This is a genomic window from Candidatus Thiodiazotropha sp. LNASS1 (assembly GCF_964212655.1).
Classification (GTDB): domain Bacteria; phylum Pseudomonadota; class Gammaproteobacteria; order Chromatiales; family Chromatiaceae; genus Thiodiazotropha.
Map to the genome: position 1 here is coordinate 1814774 of NZ_OZ156465.1, position 20862 is coordinate 1835635.

The following is a 20862-nucleotide window of genomic DNA, read 5'->3' on the forward strand; positions in this document are numbered from 1 at the left end:
TTCTTAGTGATAGCCGAAGTCCCACTGCTGCTCGAGCCCGAGCAGCTGCAAAACCTGCTTGGAGTGGAGAGCTTGGTGGTCATCGATTTATGCAAAGAGACCACCTATGCCCAACTCCATATTCCAGGAGCGGTACATCTGGCCTACAGCCGGATTGTGGCCAGCAACCATCCCGTGCATGGCTTGCTTCCGGATACCGATACAGTGGCACGGACACTCTCTGACCATGGCATCGACAACGACAGCCATGTCGTAGCCTATGATGATGAGGGCGGCGGCAATGCCTCACGCTTGTTGTGGACGCTGGAAGCGATGGGACATGGGCACTATTCGCTGTTGAACGGAGGACTGCACGCCTGGGCTAATGAGGGTCATGCCTGCAGTCGCGAATTATCACCGTCCGCAACAGCCGATTTCACCGCTGTACCCTGTACGGATACAGTCGCCACCGCCGACTATATAACCGAACGTCTTGGTGAGCCTGACTTCGCCCTCTGGGACGCGCGCAGCTGGAATGAATATTCCGGTATCTCACGCTTCTCCAGGCATCCGGGGCATATTCCGGGAGCGGTCAACCTCGACTGGTTGGAGGTCATGGATCGCGATCGAAACCTGCGCTTAAAAGCGGACGAGGCACTGCAGACACGGCTCAACCAATTGGGACTGGAGCAAGATAAAGAGATCGTCGCTTACTGCCAGACTCACCATCGCTCATCTCTCGCCTGGTTCGTTCTGCGCCATCTGGGTTACCAGCACTGCAGGGGCTACCCGGGTTCATGGTCAGAATGGGGTAACAATGACGATACACCTAAAGCCATGCCATGAGACGGCCATCCAGTAAACAGCGCCGGGCAGTCATACTGATTCTGGCTCTGATCACATTTTCAGTCGCCTACTATGCTGGCCATACACAAAAGCAACATACCAGGACATTACCCCAAATCGACGGTGTTTTGATCAATCCCCCACTCCCGGTACCGCCAGTCGATCTCTACAACCAGCAGGGTGAACCCTTTTCCCTCAGCGATCTGCAAGGTCATTGGAACCTGTTGATGCTTGATCCCGGTCCAGGAACAACCTCTTCAATCGCACTCACCAGACTGATTCAGGTACATAATCGCTTGGCGGCGGATCCTGATCTGCAACAGCAGATTCACTATTTCTACCTGCCCGGAAACAAGATTGAAGAAAAGGCGATATCGTTCGCATCGCTGTCAGACAACTTCCAGGCCTTGCACGGAGACAAGCAAAAAGTGGACATCGCCTTTACCGCCTTCGGCGGCGCCGACAACAAAACGGAATATACACTCTACCTGATTGGGCCGGACGCAAAACTGCGTGCCCTGTTTACCCGGAATAACAATACGGCTACTATCGCTGAAGATCTCAATAACCTGATCGATGCAGTGCAGTAACGCTATGAATCAATCCGATACAGCTAAGGACACCAGTAAAAAGATTGCGCAATCCTTGTTCGTGGGTCTGCAATATCTGTTACCGCACCATCTGCTCTCCTCCTTGATGCACAGCATTGCCCGTATCGAGCTGAAACCGGTGAAAGATCTTCTCATCCGTCAGGCGATCAAATGGTACAAGGTTGATATGCAGGAGGCGTTGGAGAGCGATCCTGCCCAATACAGGAGTTTCAACGATTTCTTCACCCGTGCATTGCGTCCCGATGCACGGCCGGTTGCCCAATCGGACAATCAGGTCGCCTCACCTGCTGACGGGACACTCAGTCAGTCGGGCGATATCGAGGCGGGATTCCTGTTTCAGGCAAAGGAACACGACTACTCGCTACTCGAGCTGCTGGGCGGCGATGCAGAGATGAACCGTCTGTTCGAAGACGGCAACTTCGCAACAATCTACCTTTCTCCGCGCGACTATCACCGCCTGCACATGCCTGCCAGCGGAAAATTGAAGCGTATGCTCCACGTCCCCGGACGTCTGTTCAGCGTCAATGCAACCACCTGCGAGAAGGTACCCAGACTGTTTGCCAGGAATGAACGGGTGATCTCTCTTTTCGAGACCGATTTCGGCCCCATGGCGATAATCCTTGTCGGTGCTATTTTTGTCTCCAGCATCGAGACTGTCTGGGCCGGCACCATCACCCCCCTCCAACAACGGGTAAACAGTTGGGACTACGAACCCTCCGCCGCACCTGCCAGTATCGAGCTGGAAAAAGGCGAGGAGATGGGGCGCTTCAATATGGGATCCACCGTGATTCTGCTGTTCGCCAAGGATGCCATCGAGTGGCATGACGATTTCATTGCGGACAACCCCGTTAGAATGGGCGAAGCGATCGCCACTGCTACCGGTGGGGAGTCATAGCCCCATAATCACCTGTAACGCATTCACGGCCTGGTCGCCTCGATCGTTGCCGAAACCACATACTCCTCGATCCCGCGTCCCGGTGCCCAATCGCGGATGAATTCGCGGGATTCGTCCTTGGGTTCGATCTTGATATCTGTAAACCCTGCCGCGTCCATAATATCCTCCAACTCCTCGATCAACGACGCATTACCCATGCATCCGGAGACCAGTTGAGGATCGTTTCTCATCTCTTGCGGTATTTCCACGGTTGCCACCACATCGGAGATGGCCAGGCGTCCCCCTGGTTTGAGTATCCTGAAGGCCTCCCGAAACACTCGATCCTTATCCGGTGAAAGATTAATGACACAATTGGAGATGATCACATCCGCACAGCCGTCTGCAATCGGCAGGGCCTCGATTTCACCCAATCTGAACTCGACATTACTATATTTGCCGCGTAAGGCGTTATTACGCGCCTTGGATAACATATCCGGCGTCATATCCACACCGATCACATGACCCGCATCACCCACTTCGGCGGCTGCCAGGAAGCAGTCAAATCCGCCGCCGGAGCCCAGATCGACCACCACTTCGCCCGGCTGCAAGGCGGCGATCGCCTTCGGATTGCCACATCCCAAGCCCATATCGGCGCCACTCGGCACCTTGGCAAGATCGTCCTGGCTATAACCCAGGCGGCTTGAGATCAGGGTGTTGATCGCCGTGTCGTCCGAGACACCGCAACAACTCGATTCGATGCCGCAGCAACCATTCGAATTGCTGGCCACCGCCACTTGCGCGTAGGCCTTGCGCACCTCCTGGCGATGGCTATCCTGGAGATCGGTCAATGATACTTCAGGTGCACTGTTGTTTGTTAAATCTGGCATCACGCTCTCCACTATTCTCTAATTCTGTTTGCGGAATGAAAAATTCCGATAGTTTGTCCAAAACCCCTGGATCGATCCAGCAATTGACACGCTTACCCTGTCGCTCCATCTCAATCAAACCCGCATAGTGGAGTGCTTTCAAATGGTGCGACAGGGTGGAAGGCGCAATCTGCATACCCTCGCCCAGCTGCCCGACACTGAAGCTGATCGCCTGCTCCAGATCACAGCGGGTGCCAGGCTGACAGCAGCGACTCAATCGCTGAAAAATAAGCAAACGGTGGGGGTTACCCAATGCTTTAAACATCTCCGCAAGCTGCTTGTCATTAGATCTAATCTTCGACATATTTCGAAATATAAAACAATATCTACGGAATTACAAATCACAGCCCGGAATAGACCATCACCCGTTTCAGCACAAGACGGGAACCGGTGATCTATTTACAGGCTTCTGAATTGATTTGAATGAATACCGGCAGACTCACGACCAGGAACGGAAACGCCCGGTGTCGAGATGGATGAAATTGGATTTTGGATAGTAACCGACACCACCCGCCTTCATTGCGACGGCACAATCCCGCAGTGTTTTAAGATCGCAGCCACAGAGCCGGATATCGATTGCCCTACCCTGCATATGCAGGCTCCGCTTCGCCACTCCTCCGCTCTTGTTGCGCAGCATCTCGTTTGTTTTCGGCGAGCGGTAGGCGGAGATGATTTCGAATTCACCATGAGTGCCAACAACCTGCTGCAGCTGGTAGACCATGTCCAGAAGCGCCCTATCCATGCTGGTTGACTCCCCGCTGCGGTGATCTCTGAGTAAACGGTCAAGAATCCGGAGATTATCGACCTGGTAATCTCCATCGCGCCAATAGGTAACCGTTTCTCTCTCCCCCGTATGGGTATGACGAAACGCCAGCGTGCGGTTCTCACTCGCGGCGAGCGCCAACAAGGGCGACGATATCAACAGGCCTGTCATTGATGCGCAGTTACGCAGAAAGCGACGTCTGCTGAAACTGGGATTGTCGTTGGTAGTCATCAGCGTTGGCAACATGGATGCGGCTAACCTTGGATGGGAAACGTAACACTATTGTCGGCAGTGACCGACCAAAATCCACGCGCAGGTTAACAAATTCAGGCAGGGTAAAGCCAACCCTGTGACTCGAATCACATGAATGTGAGTCAGGATGCCTTAGCTGTGGGGTATGGGGCCGGGACAGATCGGATTAGTGTTAACGGGCCCTAGAGCGAGGGATTCTCCGCCCTGCTCTCATGATGAGCGGTTAGATGCTCAACCCCTTCACCCATCACCAGCATTAATGCGGTATCTCTTTGATAGATGTCGGGTCGAAAATGGATATCTCCCGCAGTATCCACCCAACTGGTGAAGTAGGTAAGGTAGACCGGCATCGGTTTGGCGAGCGGAGCCATCTGGGTTTCACCGCTGCGCAGGGCTTGCTGCAACCAGATATTCTGCGGCTGCTCTGCGTACTCTACCAGCAGTTGAGCCAACTGATCAGCTGCCTCAACCCTGACACACCCAGAGCTGTAGGCCCGATTCGGCCGCTCAAACAGGCCACGGGCAGGGGTGTCATGGAGATAGATCTGGTGAGCATTGGGCATATGAAATTTTATCCGTCCAAGACTGTTGCTGTTGCCCGCATCCTGTCTCAAGACAAAGGGAAAATTGTTTTCATGATAGCTTGCCCAATCGATACCGACCGGATCGATCTCACCCCATTCTCCATCTGAACGCACATAGACGCGAAACTGTTTACGCGCCAGATACTCATTGTCCTGCTGTAGCTGCGGCAGTATATCCTGCACCGCGATGCTACGGGGCACTGTCCACAATGGATTCATGACCAGATGTGTCACTTTGCTGCTGAACGAGGGCGTTTGTCGCTCCTGCCTACCGTTCACCGTGCGCTTGTGAAATACGACCTGGTCCCGATTCATGAGAGAAATCTCAAATCCCGCTGTATTGACCATCAGGTGCTGCGGCTCCAGTTCATGAGGCAGCCAGCGCCAGCGCTCAAGATTCGCCCGTAATTGTGCGATGCGTGTCTCCACCGGATCATTTAGGGCTCGCAGGGTGGCAGACCCCACAATGCCATCCGGCACCAATCCAAGTCGCCGCTGGAATCGTTTAACCGCCTTCGCCAGGTTGGTATCGAAATAGTTTGGATCGGGTATCTCTTCAGCTGTCCGGCTCGATTCCCCTTGTAACCGCTGCCGGAGGAGTGCAACTGCAGGATCCGAATCACCCAGCCGTAAACTGTCATCGAGGTGGAGGGTTGGCCAGCCCCCTTCGGCTTGGATGTCGCGATACTTCACAAGCGCATCCTTCAGCTGCAGATAGGCGCTGTTGGTTGGTCGAAGGGTGTTGAGTAATTGTTCCAGTGCACCACCGGATAGTGCAGACGACAAGGCATCGACCGGATCGAAACTCTCGTTTGGAAACATCCAGAAAGGATCGAGGGACTGTGCATCATATCGCCCCAATCGCAGATCTCTGGCCAGCCTGAGATAACCGTCACTGAGCAGCAGCTCTCGATTGACCATGACTTCAGGTGACGGGTCGAAGACCAACCCACGCAGATGATCCAGATGGTAATCATCGGTATTCAAACCATCCAGCTCCGCTGATGCCAGCCAACGAAAGAGGTGTCTACCCTGCTCAGTCAGTTCGCCTTCATGATGCCAAATGAATCGATGTCGCTGCTTGTCATAAAGACGCTCAATCTGTGGCCAATCGATTACCAGCCCCCCCTCCAGCGCTGATTCAATCGGCACCACAAGCGACTCAGCTGCTGGACTGATAGCGATAACACCGGCCGCTTCGCCTCGGCTGAAAAACAGACAGAGAAGAATGCCAATCCAGTACCTGCTTTTATCTTTCAATATACTCCTGAACATTCGAAGCCATTGCTCGTATGGGCAGTAGAGTAGTCGATGAAATAACGATCACACCATGCCCTGAAGTACCCGCAGCCGAAGACTCAAGCCATCGCCTGCCTCTATGCTTAAGCTTAGGTCCGGTATCGGAGATAAGACAGGTTTACCCCCTACAATTCATGGTTAGAGTCTAATCAGGCAAGACCAGACAATGGGTAAAAAATAGTTAAATCTGCAGAAAGAGATCAATATGGGAAACAACTTCCCACACATTGAATAGCGAACGATGCCAAGCATCTGTCCGCTCAGTGTGCGGGTTGATCATCGTGATAATTTCAAGACCGGCCGATATCGAATGTAACCACCTGGCGTATGTCGTGCGTGCCGGTCAAAACCATCAGCAGGCGATCCAGGCCCAAGGCAACGCCCGAACACTCCGGCATCCCTGCCTCCAGCGCATCAAGCAGGGCTTCATCCATCGGCACTTCCGCTTGCCGGGAAGATCCACGCCGGCGATTGTCCGCATTGAATCGCTTTCGCTGCAGACCGGCACTGGTCAGTTCCTGAAACCCGTTGGCAATCTCCATTCCGCCTATATAGAGTTCGAAGCGTTCCGCTACCGGATATCTATCCTCCCGCACCTGCGCCAAGGCTGCCTGACTCGCGGGATAGTCATACAGGAAAGTCATTCCGCACTGACCCAGCTGGGGTTCAATCAAATGACTCAGCAGCAGGTCGAGCCAGCCGTCACAACCCTCTATGGCAAGCTGGTCCGCACCGGAAATACCCTGTTCTACGGCACATTGCCGCAACTGATCGAGATCGGCCGCATGGGGATTCATTCCGAGCCGACGCTCGAATGCTTCGGCATAGGTCAGTTTTTCGATCGACAGCGGCCGCGCTGTCAATCTGTTGATCAGATTGGCCACCTCATCCATCAGCTGATGATAATCGAGACCCGGTCGATACCACTCCAGAAGTGAAAACTCCGGATTGTGGCGCCGGCCAAGCTCACCGTTACGGAACACCTTACAGATCTGGTAGATCGGACCGCTGCCAGCCGCCAACAACCGCTTCATGGGGAACTCAGGGGAGGTATGCAGATAAAGATCGAGACCCTGAACCGCCTCGGGGCCGGTATAACGGGTATTGAAACTCTCTATTGCAGGGTCCGTTGCGGCAAAGCGCGAACAGACCGGTGTCTCCACCTCAACCACACCGATCTGATCAAAGAATCGACGGATATGGCTCAGCATCTCCGCCCTGGCCCGTATAATCTGGATGGAGGCGGAAGGTCGCCAATCGTCCTTTTGGGCCATTAAACCGGTCAGTCTTCCTTGGCGCGTGAGACATACTCACCGCTGCGGGTATCCACCTTGATTGCCTCGCCGATCTGGACAAACAGCGGCACACGCACCACGGCACCGGTCTCTAAGGTGGCCGGCTTGCCGCCACTCCCTGAGGTGTCCCCTTTCAGTCCCGGATCGGTGTCGGTGATGTTCAGGATCACGAATTTAGGCGGTTCGACAATAATCGGGGCGCCATTCCACAGGGTCACCAGACAGACGTCCTCCTCCTTCAGCCATTTGGCACTCTCCGCCACTGCAGCCTGATCGGCGCTTACCTGTTCGTAACTATCAGGATCCATGAAGTGCCAGAACTCGCCATCATTGTAGAGATACTGCATTTCAGACTCATGCACATCGGCCCCTTCAACCGATTCACCCGATTTGAAGGTTTTTTCCAACACCCGGCCAGTCTTCAGATTGCGTATCTTGACCCGATTGAAGGCCTGACCTTTGCCAGGCTTTACGAATTCGTTTTCAATAATGGAGCAGGGATCCCCATCCAGCATGATTTTCAGGCCACCCTTAAACTCATTGGTGCTATAACTAGCCATGACATCCTCACGAAACATATCAATTGCGGCGCACATCATACCTGAGACTGAGTCCTGTGTGCAGGCGTCAGTGTGGCGAAAAGCCCTCGCCGACGGTTTCACCGACGTACCCAGTCTGCTCGAATATCTACAGATCGAACCGTCGGCGGTGTCCGATCACATCCGGGCCAGTAGGCAATTCTCACTGCGGGTACCCAAGGTCTTCGCCGCACTGATGCGCAAGGGCGATCCTGATGATCCTCTACTGCTGCAAGTTCTCCCACATGCCAGCGAGATGGACCTGGCCGACGGATTCAGCACCGACCCGGTCGGTGATCACATGGCCGGGCATAGCCCCGGGCTGTTGCAGAAGTATCATGGCCGTATCCTGATCATCACCACCGGGGCATGCGCGGTCCATTGCCGTTACTGCTTTCGCCGACACTACCCCTATTCCGACGCTACGGCCACCAACAGTCAATGGCGCCAGGTCATCGACTATCTTGTGGCCAATCCCGAGGTTGAGGAGGTCATCCTGAGCGGCGGAGACCCATTGATGATCAGTGACGATAAACTCGGGCGATGGTTGGCGCAGCTTGAATCGTTGCCACAGATCAAACGCTTGCGCATTCACACCCGCTTACCGGTGGTCCTGCCCCAACGTATCACAGGTGAATTGCTTAGCGTCTTGAAGCGTTGCGCCATCAAAAAGGTAGTGGTAATCCACGCCAATCACCCCAATGAGCTGTCGCCCGCTGTCGCGGAGGGAGTGAAAAAAGTGGCGGCGTCGGGCGTCACCCTATTGAATCAGTCGGTCTTGCTGAAAGGCGTGAACGATCACGGCGATACCCTGGTCAGGCTCAGCAATCGCCTTTTTGAGATCGGTGTTCTGCCCTATTACCTGCACCTGCTCGACCGGGTTGAGGGCGCCGCCCATTTTGAGCTGGAGAAGGCAGCCATCCTGAAACTGCAGCAACAGCTGCTGACCGAACTGCCAGGCTATCTGATGCCGAGAATGGTGCGTGAGACAGCAGGAGAGTTGTATAAGACACCCATTCAGGATTGCACAATTTAGGGCCTCACCCCCCACCACCCAGCGACTCCATGGGCCAGCGGGAGCGGACCGAAAACCTAAGCGCCTCGGATTCCCCGGCCAAAAGGCGCCGGCAGCCGGCATAAGCGATCATGGCCCCGTTATCAGTGCAAAACTTGGGACGGGGATAGTAGGCAGCCCCTTCTTCACCCGCCATCATCGCATCGATCCGCTGACGTAATCGTCGATTGGCGCTGACCCCGCCGGCCAGCACCAGCGTCTTGATACCACACTGCCTGACAGCCCTGCGACACTTGAGCAAAAGGGTGTCGACCACCGCCTCTTCAAAGGCGCGTGCTATATCGGCCCTGGTCTGAGCCGATAGGGCTCCCCCCTCCTCACGCTCTGCCCGCTGGATGGTATTCAGGGCAAAGGTCTTCAAACCACTGAAACTGAAGTCGAGGCCGGGTCTGTCGATCATCGGCCGGGGAAAATGAAACTGCTCAGGATCGCCCTGCTCAGCCAGTTTCGCCAGTTCCGGTCCCCCGGGATAGGGTAATCCCAAGAGCTTAGCGGTCTTATCGAAGGCCTCGCCGGCCGCATCGTCCAGAGTATCCCCGAGCAGTCGGTATCGACCCATACCTTCCACCTCCACCAACTGGGTGTGTCCACCGGATACCAGCATTGCGATGAAGGGAAAGGCCGGAGGATCAGGCTCAAGCATGGGCGCCAGGAGATGGCCCTCCATATGGTGCACACCAATCGCCGGGATACCCCAGGACCAGGCCATGCTCCGCCCCACCGATGCACCTACCAGCAAGGCGCCCACCAGACCCGGACCTGCGGTGTAGGCCACACCGTCCAGTGAAGCAGCCTCGATCCCGGCATCCTGAAACAACTGCCGGACCAACGGTAAAAGCTTGCGCACATGGTCCCTGGATGCCAATTCAGGCACCACCCCACCATAATCTGCATGCAGATCGACCTGGCTGTGCAGGGCATGAGCCAGCAGACCCATTTCACTGTCGTAAACGGCCACACCGGTCTCATCACAGGATGTTTCTATACCTAATACCCGCATATTTGTACCACTTTTTGCTGTAGAATAGCCCTATACCTTTGCAAACCGGGGTGGCTATGAGTAGAATCTCCGCCTTTCGACCGGTCGAGAAGCTTAACAGATTCGAGGAAACAACATCGATGCCGAACGTACGCGTTAAAGAGAACGAACCTTTTGAAGTCGCCATGCGCCGTTTCAAGCGCTCCTGTGAGAAGGCCGGGGTGCTCGCTGAAGTCCGCCGCCGGGAATTCTATGAAAAGCCCACTTGGGAACGCAAACGCAAGGCAGCAGCAGCCGTTAAACGCAACCTGAAAAAGGTTTCCCGCGAAAGCCGCCGTTTCGAACGCCAGTATTGATCATCCCCCCCTGCCCCGCAGGAGCCTGCCAGGATGCTTAAAGAACAGATCTTAGATGACGTCAAGGCCGCCATGAAGGCCAAAGAGAAGTCACGTCTGGGCACTTTGCGTCTGATCACCGCCGCGATCAAGCAGCGCGAGGTCGATGAACGTACCGAACTGGATGATACTCAAGTATTGGCAATCCTGGAAAAGATGATCAAGCAGCGGCGCGACTCCATCAAGCAGTATGAAAGTGCAGGCCGCCAGGAGCTGGCAGAGCAGGAAAAGAGCGAGATTGCCATAATCGAGACCTATATGCCCGCAGGTCTGAGCGATGATGAAATTTCGGCAATGGTCGACAATGCAATCGCCGAAACCAATGCCTCGGGCATGCAGGACATGGGCAAGATCATGGGGCTGCTCAAACCTCAGATGCAAGGCCGGGCCGATATGGGCAAGGTCAGCGGCCTGGTAAAACAAAAACTGGCAGGCTGACTCACATCAGGCCATTATCAGCTATTCTTGCCCCATGGCCGATTCCCTTTAAGGCCAGTAGGAAAACATGGCCGGTAAGATCCCCACACAGTTTATCGATGACCTTTTGAACCGCATCGACGTTGTCGATGTCATCAATCGGCGCATACCGCTTAAAAAGGCAGGCCGCGACTTTCAGGCGCGTTGTCCCTTCCACGACGAAAAGACCCCTTCATTCACTGTCAGCCAACAAAAGCAGTTCTACCACTGTTTCGGCTGTGGCGCCCATGGATCAGCCATCGGTTTTCTCATGGAGTATGAAAATCTCGGTTTTGTCGAGGCCGTGGAAGAGCTGGCTCACACTGCGGGCCTCGAGGTACCCCGGGAGGCCGGTTCCGACCAAGGCCCAGACCTGCGTCCGCTGTATGACTTGATGGAGGATGCAGCCCGCTTCTACCGCCATCAACTCAAAAACCATCCCAATGCCGAACTGGCAATCGACTATCTCAAGTCACGCTGCTTGAGCGGTGAAATCGCCGCCGCCTTCGGTATCGGTTATGCGCCTCCAGGTTGGGATAATCTGCTTACCACACTTGGCAAGGATACTTCCTCCGTCTCCAGACTGCTGGAGTGTGGATTGACTCAAGAGGGGGAAAGCAAGGGTTACGACCGCTTCCGAGACCGCATCATCTTTCCCATCCGGGACCGGCGGGGACGCACCATCGGCTTCGGCGGCCGCACCATCGGAGATGAAAAACCGAAATACCTGAACTCACCTGAAACCGCATTGTTTCATAAAGGACGGGAACTCTATGGCCTGTATGAGGCGCGCAAGGCAAACGCCAAGATTACACGACTACTGGTGGTGGAGGGCTATATGGATGTGGCCGCACTGGCCCAGCATGGCATCCTCAATGCCGTTGCAACCCTCGGTACGGCCACCACTCATGACCATCTGGAATTGATCTTTCGCACCTGTCCCGAGGTAGTATTCTGTTTTGACGGTGACCGTGCCGGTCGGGATGCGGCCTGGAAAGCACTGCAGACCAGCCTGCCTCTGATGCGGGATGGACGAGAAGTCAAATTCCTCTTTTTACCCCAAGGCGAGGACCCGGACACCCAGATACGCAAAGAGGGTGCCGATGCCTTCAATGTACGCATGGAGCAGGCCCAACCTCTGTCGAAATTTCTCTTCCAACAACTTACCGATCAGGTACAGATGGAGAGTATCGATGGTCGCGCAAAACTTGCCCAGCTGGCGTCCCCCCTTCTGGAAAAGCTCCCATCCGGGGTGTTTCGCCGCATGATGTTTCAGCATCTGGAAGAGGTGGTGGGTATCAGAGACGGCCATCTCGACAAAGGCGTTCAGCAAAAAGGCCAAAATCGCCAAAGGAGTGTGGTGCCTAGTGAAAAGCAGCAACGCCCTACCCCGATTCGAATGGCCATTGCATTACTGCTCGACAACCCCCATCTATACACCATTGCAGACAGCGTTGAAAAAGATTGGCAAAAGTGGGACGCACCCGGCATAAGCATTCTCAAACAGTTACTTGAAATAATCCGTTCCCAACCTACGCTTAACAAAGCAGCTTTGTTGGAACGATGGCGAGATACGGAGCACTTCAATCACCTCAACAAATTAGCCAATTACGGGTTTGATCTGCCGGGCATGGATCAGGAGGCTGAATTACGTGATGCACTCCTCAAATTAAATGCGCAGTTTCATAAAAATTCCCGACCGCAACCGGGGAATCTACGTCCCAGCGAACTGTCTGATGATCTGCTCAATGAGCTGAAACGCCGCTATCCCGGCACCCTCAGCCAGGATGAGCAGTAAGAAACAGGGGTCTTCAGAGAAAGACCAATGGCTGGTACAAGTATATGAAAGTGTGCTAATATGGTGAGTTCAGTCTCAGTGTTGTACACCTCGTCTGACTACAAGGTAAAAGATGAACCAGGAACAGCAGCAATCTCAACTAAAGCAACTGATTGCAAAGGGTAAGGAACAGGGATTCCTCACCTACGCGGAAGTTAATGACCACCTTCCTGAGGGCATAGTAGAGCCTGAACAGATCGAGGATATCGTCCGCATGATCAACGACATGGGCATCACGGTCCATGAATCGGCGCCCGATCTTGAAGACAACACCCTCAGCGACTCGGTCGTCTCCGCCGATGAAGATGCCGCCGAGGCGGCAGCTGCCGCCCTGGCCAGCGTCGATAGCGAATTTGGCCGCACTACTGACCCTGTACGCATGTATATGCGTGAAATGGGCACTGTCGAACTGCTGACCCGTGAAGGCGAACTGCGCATCGCCAAGCGCATTGAGGAGGGCCTGCATCAGGTCTCCGCCGCATTGTCCACCTTCCCCACCACCGTCGACCTGCTGTGCACGCTGCTGGAGAAGATTGAACCCGGCGAATCACGGCTTGCCGACATCACCAGCGGCTTCATCGATCCCAACGAACCCGATGAGATCCCCACACCGGTGCAACCGCAGGATGCCAGTAACAACAATAATTCCAGTGATGACGACGATGACAGCAGCGACGATCCGGAAAACACCGGCCCAGACCCCGAAGAGGTCGCGGCAAAGGGAAAAGAGCTTCGCAAGCGTTATAACTCGCTGTGCTCCGCGCTGAAGAAACAGGGCCGTGCCAGCGCCAAGTCGCAAAAGGCCCAGGATGCGGTTTCAGAGACATTCCTTGAATTCAAGCTGGTACCCATCACCTTCAATCTGCTCGTCTCCACGTTAAGAGACACTATCGAGCGCATCCGCAATCAGGAACGCATCATCATGAACCTTTGCGTCGACAAGGCACGCATGCCCCGCAAAGAGTTTATCGCCTCGTTTCCTGACAATGAGACCAACCTCGATTGGATAATCGACCAGATCAATAAAGGCAAGCCCCATTCGGAAGCCCTCAAAGAGTATGCCGACGAGATCATTCGTGCGCAAAAGCGCCTTGTCGGCATTGAGAGCGACTGCCTGTTGACCATTGGTGAAATCAAAGAGACCAATCGCAAGATGTCGATCGGCGAGGCCAAGGCACGCCGCGCCAAGAAAGAGATGGTGGAAGCAAACCTGCGCCTGGTCATCTCCATTGCGAAGAAATACACCAACCGCGGACTGCAGTTTCTCGACCTCATCCAGGAAGGCAATATCGGCCTGATGAAGGCAGTGGACAAGTTCGAATATCGCCGCGGTTACAAATTTTCAACCTATGCGACCTGGTGGATTCGTCAGGCCATTACCCGTTCTATCGCCGATCAGGCGCGCACCATCCGTATACCGGTGCATATGATAGAGACCATCAACAAACTGAACCGCATCTCCCGGCAGATGATTCAGGAGATGGGCCGCGAAGCCACACCGGAAGAGCTGGCAGAACGCATGGATATGCCGGAAGACAAGATTCGCAAGGTACTCAAGATAGCCAAGGAACCGATCTCCATGGAGACACCGATCGGTGACGATGAGGATTCCCACCTGGGTGATTTTATCGAGGATTCCGGCGTGGTCTCCCCCATCGAATCAGCCACCGCGGAAGGCCTGGGCGAAGCGACGCAAAACATGCTGGCCGGATTGACCAGCCGGGAAGCGAAAGTGCTGCGCATGCGCTTCGGCATCGACATGAACACCGACCACACCCTCGAAGAGGTTGGCAAACAGTTCGATGTCACCAGGGAACGTATCCGCCAGATCGAAGCCAAGGCACTGCGCAAACTGCGCCACCCTTCGCGCTCAGATCGCCTCCGCAGCTTCCTCGACAGCGATTAATTACAGGAGCCCAGCGCAACGACAGCAAAAACTGCTGTTTTTGCGCCGGGATCTGATACAATCCCGCCGATTCCGGGCCCATAGCTCAGTTGGTTAGAGCAGGGGACTCATAATCCCTTGGTCCTAGGTTCGAGTCCTAGTGGGCCCACCAATAAAATTGATTACATTGATACCGGTTTCTCTGTTGAGATAAACCTTTTCAAATCCTAATTTGTAACTCTGACTCTGAACTCGTTCGGCCGTGGCTGCCGTAATTCGGTAATCTGATTTGGTATGGCACCTACCAGCGATTCATTGATCCACCAATTCCCCTTCAGGCGTGACAACGGGTAACCCGAACACCTGCCATAGTTGCATACCACCACGGTAGTAATACAGCTTTTCCGCAGGATAGCCGATGCTGAGCAAGCCGCGGATCGCCGTGGGTGACTGACCGCACCAAGGCCCGTTACACCACAACACCAAGGTTTTGGCTTCAGTGAAATCCCAGTTCTTGTCTCTCTTTTTAGCGCCGAACAGTATCAGTGACTCCTCCAAGGTGATCTCGTCCGCGCCCTGATCTGGATTTAGGTGTGTAAAGGGGACATTGATCGACCCTGGAATGGTGCCGCGTTCATGCCAGTCAGTGGTCCTGGCATCGATCAACAGGCCACTGCCCTCACCCAGTGCTGTTTTCATGAAAGCGATCAGCTCAACCTCACCGATGGTATTGACGCCGCTCGTCACTTCTATCGGTTGTGCACAAAAGGGAGGGCATGGTCGTGAAGTGCGGGCAAAATCGAACTCAAGCAGGGCGTCGGTATCCTGGTTGCGGCGTATCAACAACTCCTTGCCGGCATGTTTGACACTGAACTCCCCTATCTCGGGAGTAATCATGACCTCTAAAGTATCTGCACCAGATATGGCCGATATCGATGCCGCAAACAGGCTTAAAATTAAAACAGAAATCTTGTTATTTCCCATAGGGATCATCCTGTCGATCTGAATTTCAATGGAGATTATATCAATTCACAGATCAAAACAGTTGAATAGCTTAAGTGAATCAAATTTGACCTCTCGACGACAGCTCACTAGGCTCAGAGGTTAGTATCGATTGCTAACGGTAAAAAACTCGATATACCAACCAAGATGGCAACAGCGAACGAAATCAAACATCTCGTTGAAAAGTTGAACGCTGCCACCGTACGCATCAAACAGCGCCTTACCGAGCGGTACCTTGCACAAATCCCGACTCAGCCGAAGACCAAGAGGGGATCCGACCCAAAATCGATCTGGTGGGGTTATTTTCCGGTAGTGCTGGTAGCCATACTGGGACTTACAATAACCATAATGCTGTTCGTGCAATCAATGCGATGGGAAAAAAATCAGGTTGAAATCGCGTTCAGAGAGGCCTCTCAGGACAGAATCCTGGTGATCCAGCGTGAAATCAAACACTCACTGCGCATTGTTCTCGACATTGCCAGTTTTTTTGAAGCTTCCGAAATCGTCGGTCGGCGCGAATTTCGAAAATTCGTCGGCCCGGCATTGAAGAACCAGGCCGGAATAAAAACTCTGGAATGGGTCCCTGTCGTTACTGACGAGATGCGTCAGACATTCATCGAAGAAGCCCGGCAGAGTTTTCCTCCATTTGAAATCCTGGAAATGGATGACTCCGGCATGCTCAACAAAAGTCCGCGTCGGCTGTTCTACTACCCGATTCTCTACATACAACCCTATCAGTACAATAAACAGCTGCTCGGTCTCAACATGGGGACCGACCCAACCGCCTCCAATCTGTTCAGTGAAGCGGAAATCACGCGTGAAATCCAGGTTTCTCCCGGCATTTACCTTAATGACGATGGAGAAAGAAAGACCGGAATCATGGTTGCCGCCCCTGTCTTCTTCAATGCTGACAATGCAAACGAAGAGCCCCCCCAGGCGAACTCATCAATTAGAGGATTTGCCATTGGTGTGTTCTATATCGGTGAGATCATCGAACGCGCATTGGAGAGTCTCCTTCCCGGCGGGATAGACATCCACTTCTACCAAAGCGATGAGGATGAGGAAGGACGCCTACTCTATAGCCACCATACCCGATTGCGAGACAGTTCAACGGTTACTGATAGTGACATTAACCAAGAAATCTCCTACGCTCAGGAGATAAATGTCGGAACTCAGCAATGGAAAATAGTATGCAACAGCGCATCGGGCAAGTTCACGGCAGACACGTGGAGCAGTTGGGTCATCTTCTTTGGGAGTCTGGCCTTCACTCTGCTGTTTACGATCTATATCGCAACACTCGTCGGACGAGCGAGACAGGTCAGGCTGGAAGTCGAGGAGAGAACAGCACAACTATGGGAAGTGGTGCAGGCACTGAATCAGGAGGTAATCGAGCGCAAATCGGCTGAGCAAGAGTTACAGAGGCTTAATGAAACCCTGGAACACCATATCGCCAACCGCACGGCAGAGGCTGAGCGCAGAGCTCAATACCTCGAACAGTTCGCCTATGTCACATCGCATGACCTGAAGGCGCCTTTACGTGCGGTATCGAATCTTGCCCAATGGATCGAGGAGGACATCCATGACAAACTGGACGATGCGGCTAAAGAGCAACTTGCCCTGCTCCGTGATCGCGTCAAAAGAATGCATGATCTCATAGAGGGATTGCTAGAGTACTCAAGGGTCGGCCGGAGTTCCGACCCGGAGAGCCTGGTGGACACCCAGGAGCTGGTAGAGGAAATTATCGATTCCCTCTCCACTTCTGATAGATTTTCTATCAAGATCAAAGGCAAGATGCCAACTCTGAATACTGATCGCCTGCAGCTTGTACAAGTCCTTTCCAATCTGATCAGCAACAGCCTGATGCATCATGGTGGAAAGAAGGGGAAGATACGGATCAAGTGTGACGATTTAGATCAATTTTACCAATTTTCAGTTTGTGATGATGGGCAAGGTATTGCGCCGCAATACCACAAAAAGATTTTCCTGATGTTCCAAACACTGGAATCAAGTGATTTGGAAAGCAGTACCGGCATTGGCCTGGCACTGGTAAAAAAGATTGTCGAAGAGCATGGAGGCACCATAAAATTAACATCGGAACCCGGGGAAGGAGCATGCTTTTATTTTACCTGGCCAAAAGTCAGCCCGTCCGAGTAAGCTGAGATTGAGATCCTATTCCACATACTGAGAAACAAGTATCCTGATCATGCTGAACCAAGATGAAACAATCCTGCTGATAGAAGATGACCGAGTCGACATCATGACGGTTCAGCGCGCCTTGCAAAAAAACAATATCAGCAATCCTCTACTGATCGCCAGAACAGGACTAGAAGCCCTCGACATGCTGCGCGGTACAAATGGCGTCAAGAAAATCACCCCCTTACCGGCACTCACACTGCTGGATCTCAATCTTCCCAAAATGAGCGGATTCGAGTTTTTACAGGAACTGCGCAACGACCCAGAACTCAATTCACTGCGTATCATTGTGCTGACATCATCCAACGAACCGAAAGACCGTGCAGCTGCGTTTGAGTTTGAGGTTGACGATTACATCGTCAAACCTCATTCATTTGATGAATTTACACGCGCTGTAGCCACCATCCTTGCACTCTGGGAGTAAACAGGCGACTGTTTTTCGCGGCAGATAGAAAACACACCATATTTTGGGACTCAGCAAGTGTAAACGCTAAATAATGCTATTATTCGGCTATGGGGCAGACAGGTTGGCGCACTCCTTAAACAGGCATCCGATCAAAGGCTTGATGCTGTCATCAACCATTCCTCTCATAAGCATATCTCACTGATCGAGCAATGGTTTTTTTGGGAATGCGCTAACTTCAATCCGGCTTTGTATCCATTTTTTATCAGTATTTTATAATTGCTTTTTGTAAAGAATACGCAGAGAAGACAAACCGACAATAATCAAGGATGTATCATGATCAGACAATCCACAGCAGAATGGGGCTGTCCCATATATTCGCCATATATCCGACCATATTTAAAGCAAAACAATGGATATCGGAAAATCTGCTCCCAGACAAATATCCTCTCTAGTCATCCAGGCCTGATAAGCCTGGAAAAGGATTTTAATTCCCGCCGCATATGATCAATACCAAGCTTATCCCAATTGTTGTCGGTCTTATATTAAGCACCACTGCTCAGGCTATGCGTGATCAGCAATTAGACCATTTCCTCTCCTTAAGTTTGGAACAGCTGATGGAATTGGAGATAACAATCTCAACCGATACCAAGCAAACCGTTTCGCAGGCACCCGCTGCAGTATCCGTTATCACTGTGGAAGACATCGAGGCAACTGGCGCCACCAACCTTGTGGAGATCCTGGAGAGCGTCCCTGGTATACATGTGAGAGCCAGTCAGTTTGCATTCAGGCCATTGATACAATTTCGCGGTACCAACGCCAATCAGACCTTGCTGATGATCAATGGCACTTCGATGCGGGACCTGATGTGGGGATTCGGTATTTTCTGGAAAGGCATACCGAGCAGTATCATCGACAGAGTGGAAATAATACGTGGCCCCGGGTCTGCCCTATTCGGCGCTGATGCCTCTGCAGGCGTTATTAATGTCATAACGAAAACCGCAGGAAAGATAAACCACAATGAAATGGGCCTGAGGAGCGGTAGTTTCAATTCCAACACCGGGTGGTTGCAATATGGAAGCAGCTGGTACGGATTTGACATCGGTCTCACCATCAACCTGGCCACTACCGATGGACACGACCCGTTTGTTGCGGCAGATGGCCAGACACAACAGGATGCTGCACTGGGCAGTATGGTCTCCCTTGCACCGGACAATGCCCAATTCGGCTGGAAGAATCAGGATATCAGACTCTCAGTCGCGAAAGACGATTGGCAATTGCGTGTAGACTACATGAAGCATAGCGACCTGAAGATTGGTCTGACAGGGGCAGGTGTTCTGGATCCTCTGACAACAGCGGAAGACAGCCGATTCAACCTCGATCTGCTCTATAACGATCCTGATTTCAGCAACGACTGGGGAATTGATGCGGAATTGCGATACCAGGACCTGGATTACACCTCAGGCGATGGTTTTCAGGAACGTCCGCCCGGTGCATTCAACGGCGATTACCCGCAAGGGGTTATCAATCGAATGCAATCAGCTGAGCGCAGGCTCAGTTTCGAGGCCAGCGGTCTCTTCACAGGGGTCGATAAACATGCGCTACGACTTGGTCTGGGCTATACCTGGCAAGACCTCTATTTGGTCAAGCAACTGATAAATATGGGAATTGGGCCAGATGGCAATCCACTGCCGCCAGGCAGTCCGCTTGTCGATGTCTCAAACACACCGTATGCTTTCGCCCCTGAAAAGACACGCTCGATTCGGTATCTGTTTCTACAGGATGTTTGGTCATTCAGTGACAACTGGCAATTAACCGCAGGTGTCAGATATGACGACTACTCCGATTTCGGCGATACACTGAATCCTCGACTGGCTCTTGTATGGCAGGTTTCAGATAGGTTCACTACGAAATTGCTTTATGGAAGGGCATTTCGCCCGCCATCCTTTCAGGAGTTGTTCGCTGAAACATCATTCTCAAGACCGAATCCCGACCTGGATCCGGAACGATCTGAAACAGTTGAGCTGATCCTGTCCTACATTCCAAATAACGATCTCAATATCGGGATGAATCTCTATAATCTGCGGCAGTCCGATTTCATCCGCGCCACAACCTTGCCCGGAGAGAGTGGCCGGCGATTCCAAAACACCGGTAATCACACAATTCAAGGTATTGAACTGGAGGCGAAATGGCAAGCTGCAAAGACTCTGAGATTCTCAGCAAACTATTCAATACGCAATCCTGACAATAACCTATTTCGTGCCATTGATGAGCCGAAACAAGATGCCTATGCGCGGGTTGACTGGAATTTCCGCCCAGATTGGAACCTGAACATGCAGACAAACTGGATCGGTGAAAGGGAACGACGCAGCAATGACCCAAGATCATCACTCGATGACTATACCCTCACCGATACGACACTGCGATACACCGGGCTGAACGCCTGGGAGTTCGCATTTTCGATCCGCAACCTATTCGATGAGGACGCAAGGGAATACACGGCACCTTCAGTAACCGATGACCTGATACTGCCAGAACGAAGTTTATATGCTGAGATCAAATATAAGCTCCATAGCGGACGGTATGAGTAATACTGGATTAGTGATATGGAATTGTTTTTTGGCAATAAG

At 52.9% G+C, this 20862-nt stretch carries 19 protein-coding genes and 1 tRNA gene; 12 read left to right on the plus strand and 8 right to left on the minus strand.

The annotated features are described in order from the left end of the window. The first annotated feature begins 6 nt into the window (after positions 1–6). The 3 genes from AB8516_RS07885 to asd are packed head-to-tail and all read left to right on the plus strand — an operon-like array spanning position 7 to position 2331. A complete protein-coding gene (locus tag AB8516_RS07885) occupies positions 7–825 on the plus strand; it encodes a sulfurtransferase (protein WP_369159625.1) in 819 nt (272 codons plus the stop codon). Beyond that, positions 822–1415 carry a hypothetical protein gene (locus tag AB8516_RS07890; protein WP_108292640.1) on the plus strand — a complete coding sequence of 198 codons (594 nt, stop codon included), beginning with the start codon at positions 822–824 and terminating at the stop codon, positions 1413–1415. Before AB8516_RS07885 ends, AB8516_RS07890 begins: the two co-directional genes overlap by 4 nt. A 4-nt stretch (positions 1416–1419) precedes the next feature. Continuing rightward, on the plus strand, positions 1420–2331 hold the full coding sequence (gene asd, locus AB8516_RS07895) for an archaetidylserine decarboxylase (protein WP_369159627.1): 912 nt from the start codon (positions 1420–1422) through the stop codon (positions 2329–2331). Positions 2332–2354: 23 nt separating this feature from the next. On the opposite strand, the gene AB8516_RS07900 is transcribed toward asd, so the two are convergent. From AB8516_RS07900 to efp, 6 genes are all read right to left on the minus strand, one after another. Then, positions 2355–3197 carry an arsenite methyltransferase gene (locus AB8516_RS07900; protein WP_369159629.1) on the minus strand — a complete coding sequence of 281 codons (843 nt, stop codon included), beginning with the start codon at positions 3195–3197 and terminating at the stop codon, positions 2355–2357. Next, entirely contained in the window at positions 3166–3540 is a 375-nt protein-coding gene (locus tag AB8516_RS07905; protein WP_369159631.1) for an ArsR/SmtB family transcription factor, read from the minus strand. Before AB8516_RS07905 ends, AB8516_RS07900 begins: the two co-directional genes overlap by 32 nt. A 135-nt stretch (positions 3541–3675) precedes the next feature. After that, positions 3676–4245, minus strand: coding sequence for a DUF882 domain-containing protein (locus AB8516_RS07910; RefSeq protein WP_369159633.1), 570 nt, complete (start codon positions 4243–4245; stop codon positions 3676–3678). Positions 4246–4433: 188 nt separating this feature from the next. Then, positions 4434–6095, minus strand: a complete 1662-nt coding sequence (locus tag AB8516_RS07915; RefSeq protein WP_369159635.1) for a murein L,D-transpeptidase — start codon at positions 6093–6095, stop codon at positions 4434–4436. 329 nt (positions 6096–6424) lie between these two features. Next, positions 6425–7408, minus strand: coding sequence for an EF-P lysine aminoacylase EpmA (gene epmA, locus AB8516_RS07920; protein WP_369159637.1), 984 nt, complete (start codon positions 7406–7408; stop codon positions 6425–6427). Between the two features lie 8 nt (positions 7409–7416). After that, positions 7417–7989, minus strand: a complete 573-nt coding sequence (gene efp / locus AB8516_RS07925) for an elongation factor P (RefSeq protein WP_108292650.1) — start codon at positions 7987–7989, stop codon at positions 7417–7419. 70 nt (positions 7990–8059) lie between these two features. On the opposite strand from efp, the gene epmB reads away from it, so the two are divergent. Beyond that, positions 8060–9043 carry an EF-P beta-lysylation protein EpmB gene (gene epmB / locus AB8516_RS07930; protein WP_369159640.1) on the plus strand — a complete coding sequence of 328 codons (984 nt, stop codon included), beginning with the start codon at positions 8060–8062 and terminating at the stop codon, positions 9041–9043. 4 nt (positions 9044–9047) lie between these two features. On the opposite strand, the gene tsaD is transcribed toward epmB, so the two are convergent. Further along, positions 9048–10082, minus strand: a complete 1035-nt coding sequence (tsaD, locus tag AB8516_RS07935) for a tRNA (adenosine(37)-N6)-threonylcarbamoyltransferase complex transferase subunit TsaD (RefSeq protein WP_369159642.1) — start codon at positions 10080–10082, stop codon at positions 9048–9050. Between the two features lie 119 nt (positions 10083–10201). On the opposite strand from tsaD, the gene rpsU reads away from it, so the two are divergent. From rpsU to AB8516_RS07960, 5 genes are all read left to right on the plus strand, one after another. After that, positions 10202–10417 carry a 30S ribosomal protein S21 gene (gene rpsU / locus AB8516_RS07940; RefSeq protein ID WP_069120837.1) on the plus strand — a complete coding sequence of 72 codons (216 nt, stop codon included), beginning with the start codon at positions 10202–10204 and terminating at the stop codon, positions 10415–10417. A gap of 33 nt (positions 10418–10450) precedes the next feature. Further along, positions 10451–10894 (plus strand): GatB/YqeY domain-containing protein, encoded by a 444-nt coding sequence (locus AB8516_RS07945; RefSeq protein ID WP_369159644.1) that lies wholly within the window; start codon positions 10451–10453, stop codon positions 10892–10894. A 67-nt stretch (positions 10895–10961) separates the two neighbouring features. Next, on the plus strand, positions 10962–12710 hold the full coding sequence (dnaG, locus tag AB8516_RS07950; protein WP_369159646.1) for a DNA primase: 1749 nt from the start codon (positions 10962–10964) through the stop codon (positions 12708–12710). Between the two features lie 112 nt (positions 12711–12822). Next, positions 12823–14655, plus strand: a complete 1833-nt coding sequence (rpoD, locus tag AB8516_RS07955; RefSeq protein WP_369159648.1) for an RNA polymerase sigma factor RpoD — start codon at positions 12823–12825, stop codon at positions 14653–14655. A gap of 74 nt (positions 14656–14729) precedes the next feature. Then, positions 14730–14806: transfer RNA gene (locus AB8516_RS07960), tRNA-Ile, on the plus strand. A gap of 140 nt (positions 14807–14946) precedes the next feature. On the opposite strand, the gene AB8516_RS07965 is transcribed toward AB8516_RS07960, so the two are convergent. Then, positions 14947–15618 (minus strand): rhodanese-like domain-containing protein, encoded by a 672-nt coding sequence (locus tag AB8516_RS07965; protein ID WP_369159650.1) that lies wholly within the window; start codon positions 15616–15618, stop codon positions 14947–14949. Positions 15619–15783: 165 nt separating this feature from the next. Between AB8516_RS07965 and AB8516_RS07970 the strand changes: the two genes are divergently transcribed. From AB8516_RS07970 to AB8516_RS07980, 3 genes are all read left to right on the plus strand, one after another. Beyond that, the gene (locus AB8516_RS07970; protein WP_369159652.1) at positions 15784–17790 is read left to right on the plus strand and encodes a CHASE domain-containing protein; all 2007 of its coding nucleotides are present in this window, start codon (positions 15784–15786) and stop codon (positions 17788–17790) included. 49 nt (positions 17791–17839) lie between these two features. Beyond that, complete coding sequence (locus AB8516_RS07975) at positions 17840–18253, plus strand: response regulator (RefSeq protein ID WP_369159654.1); 414 nt, start codon at positions 17840–17842, stop codon at positions 18251–18253. A 596-nt stretch (positions 18254–18849) separates the two neighbouring features. Continuing rightward, complete coding sequence (locus AB8516_RS07980; RefSeq protein WP_369159656.1) at positions 18850–20823, plus strand: TonB-dependent receptor plug domain-containing protein; 1974 nt, start codon at positions 18850–18852, stop codon at positions 20821–20823. The last annotated feature ends 39 nt before the right edge of the window (positions 20824–20862 follow it).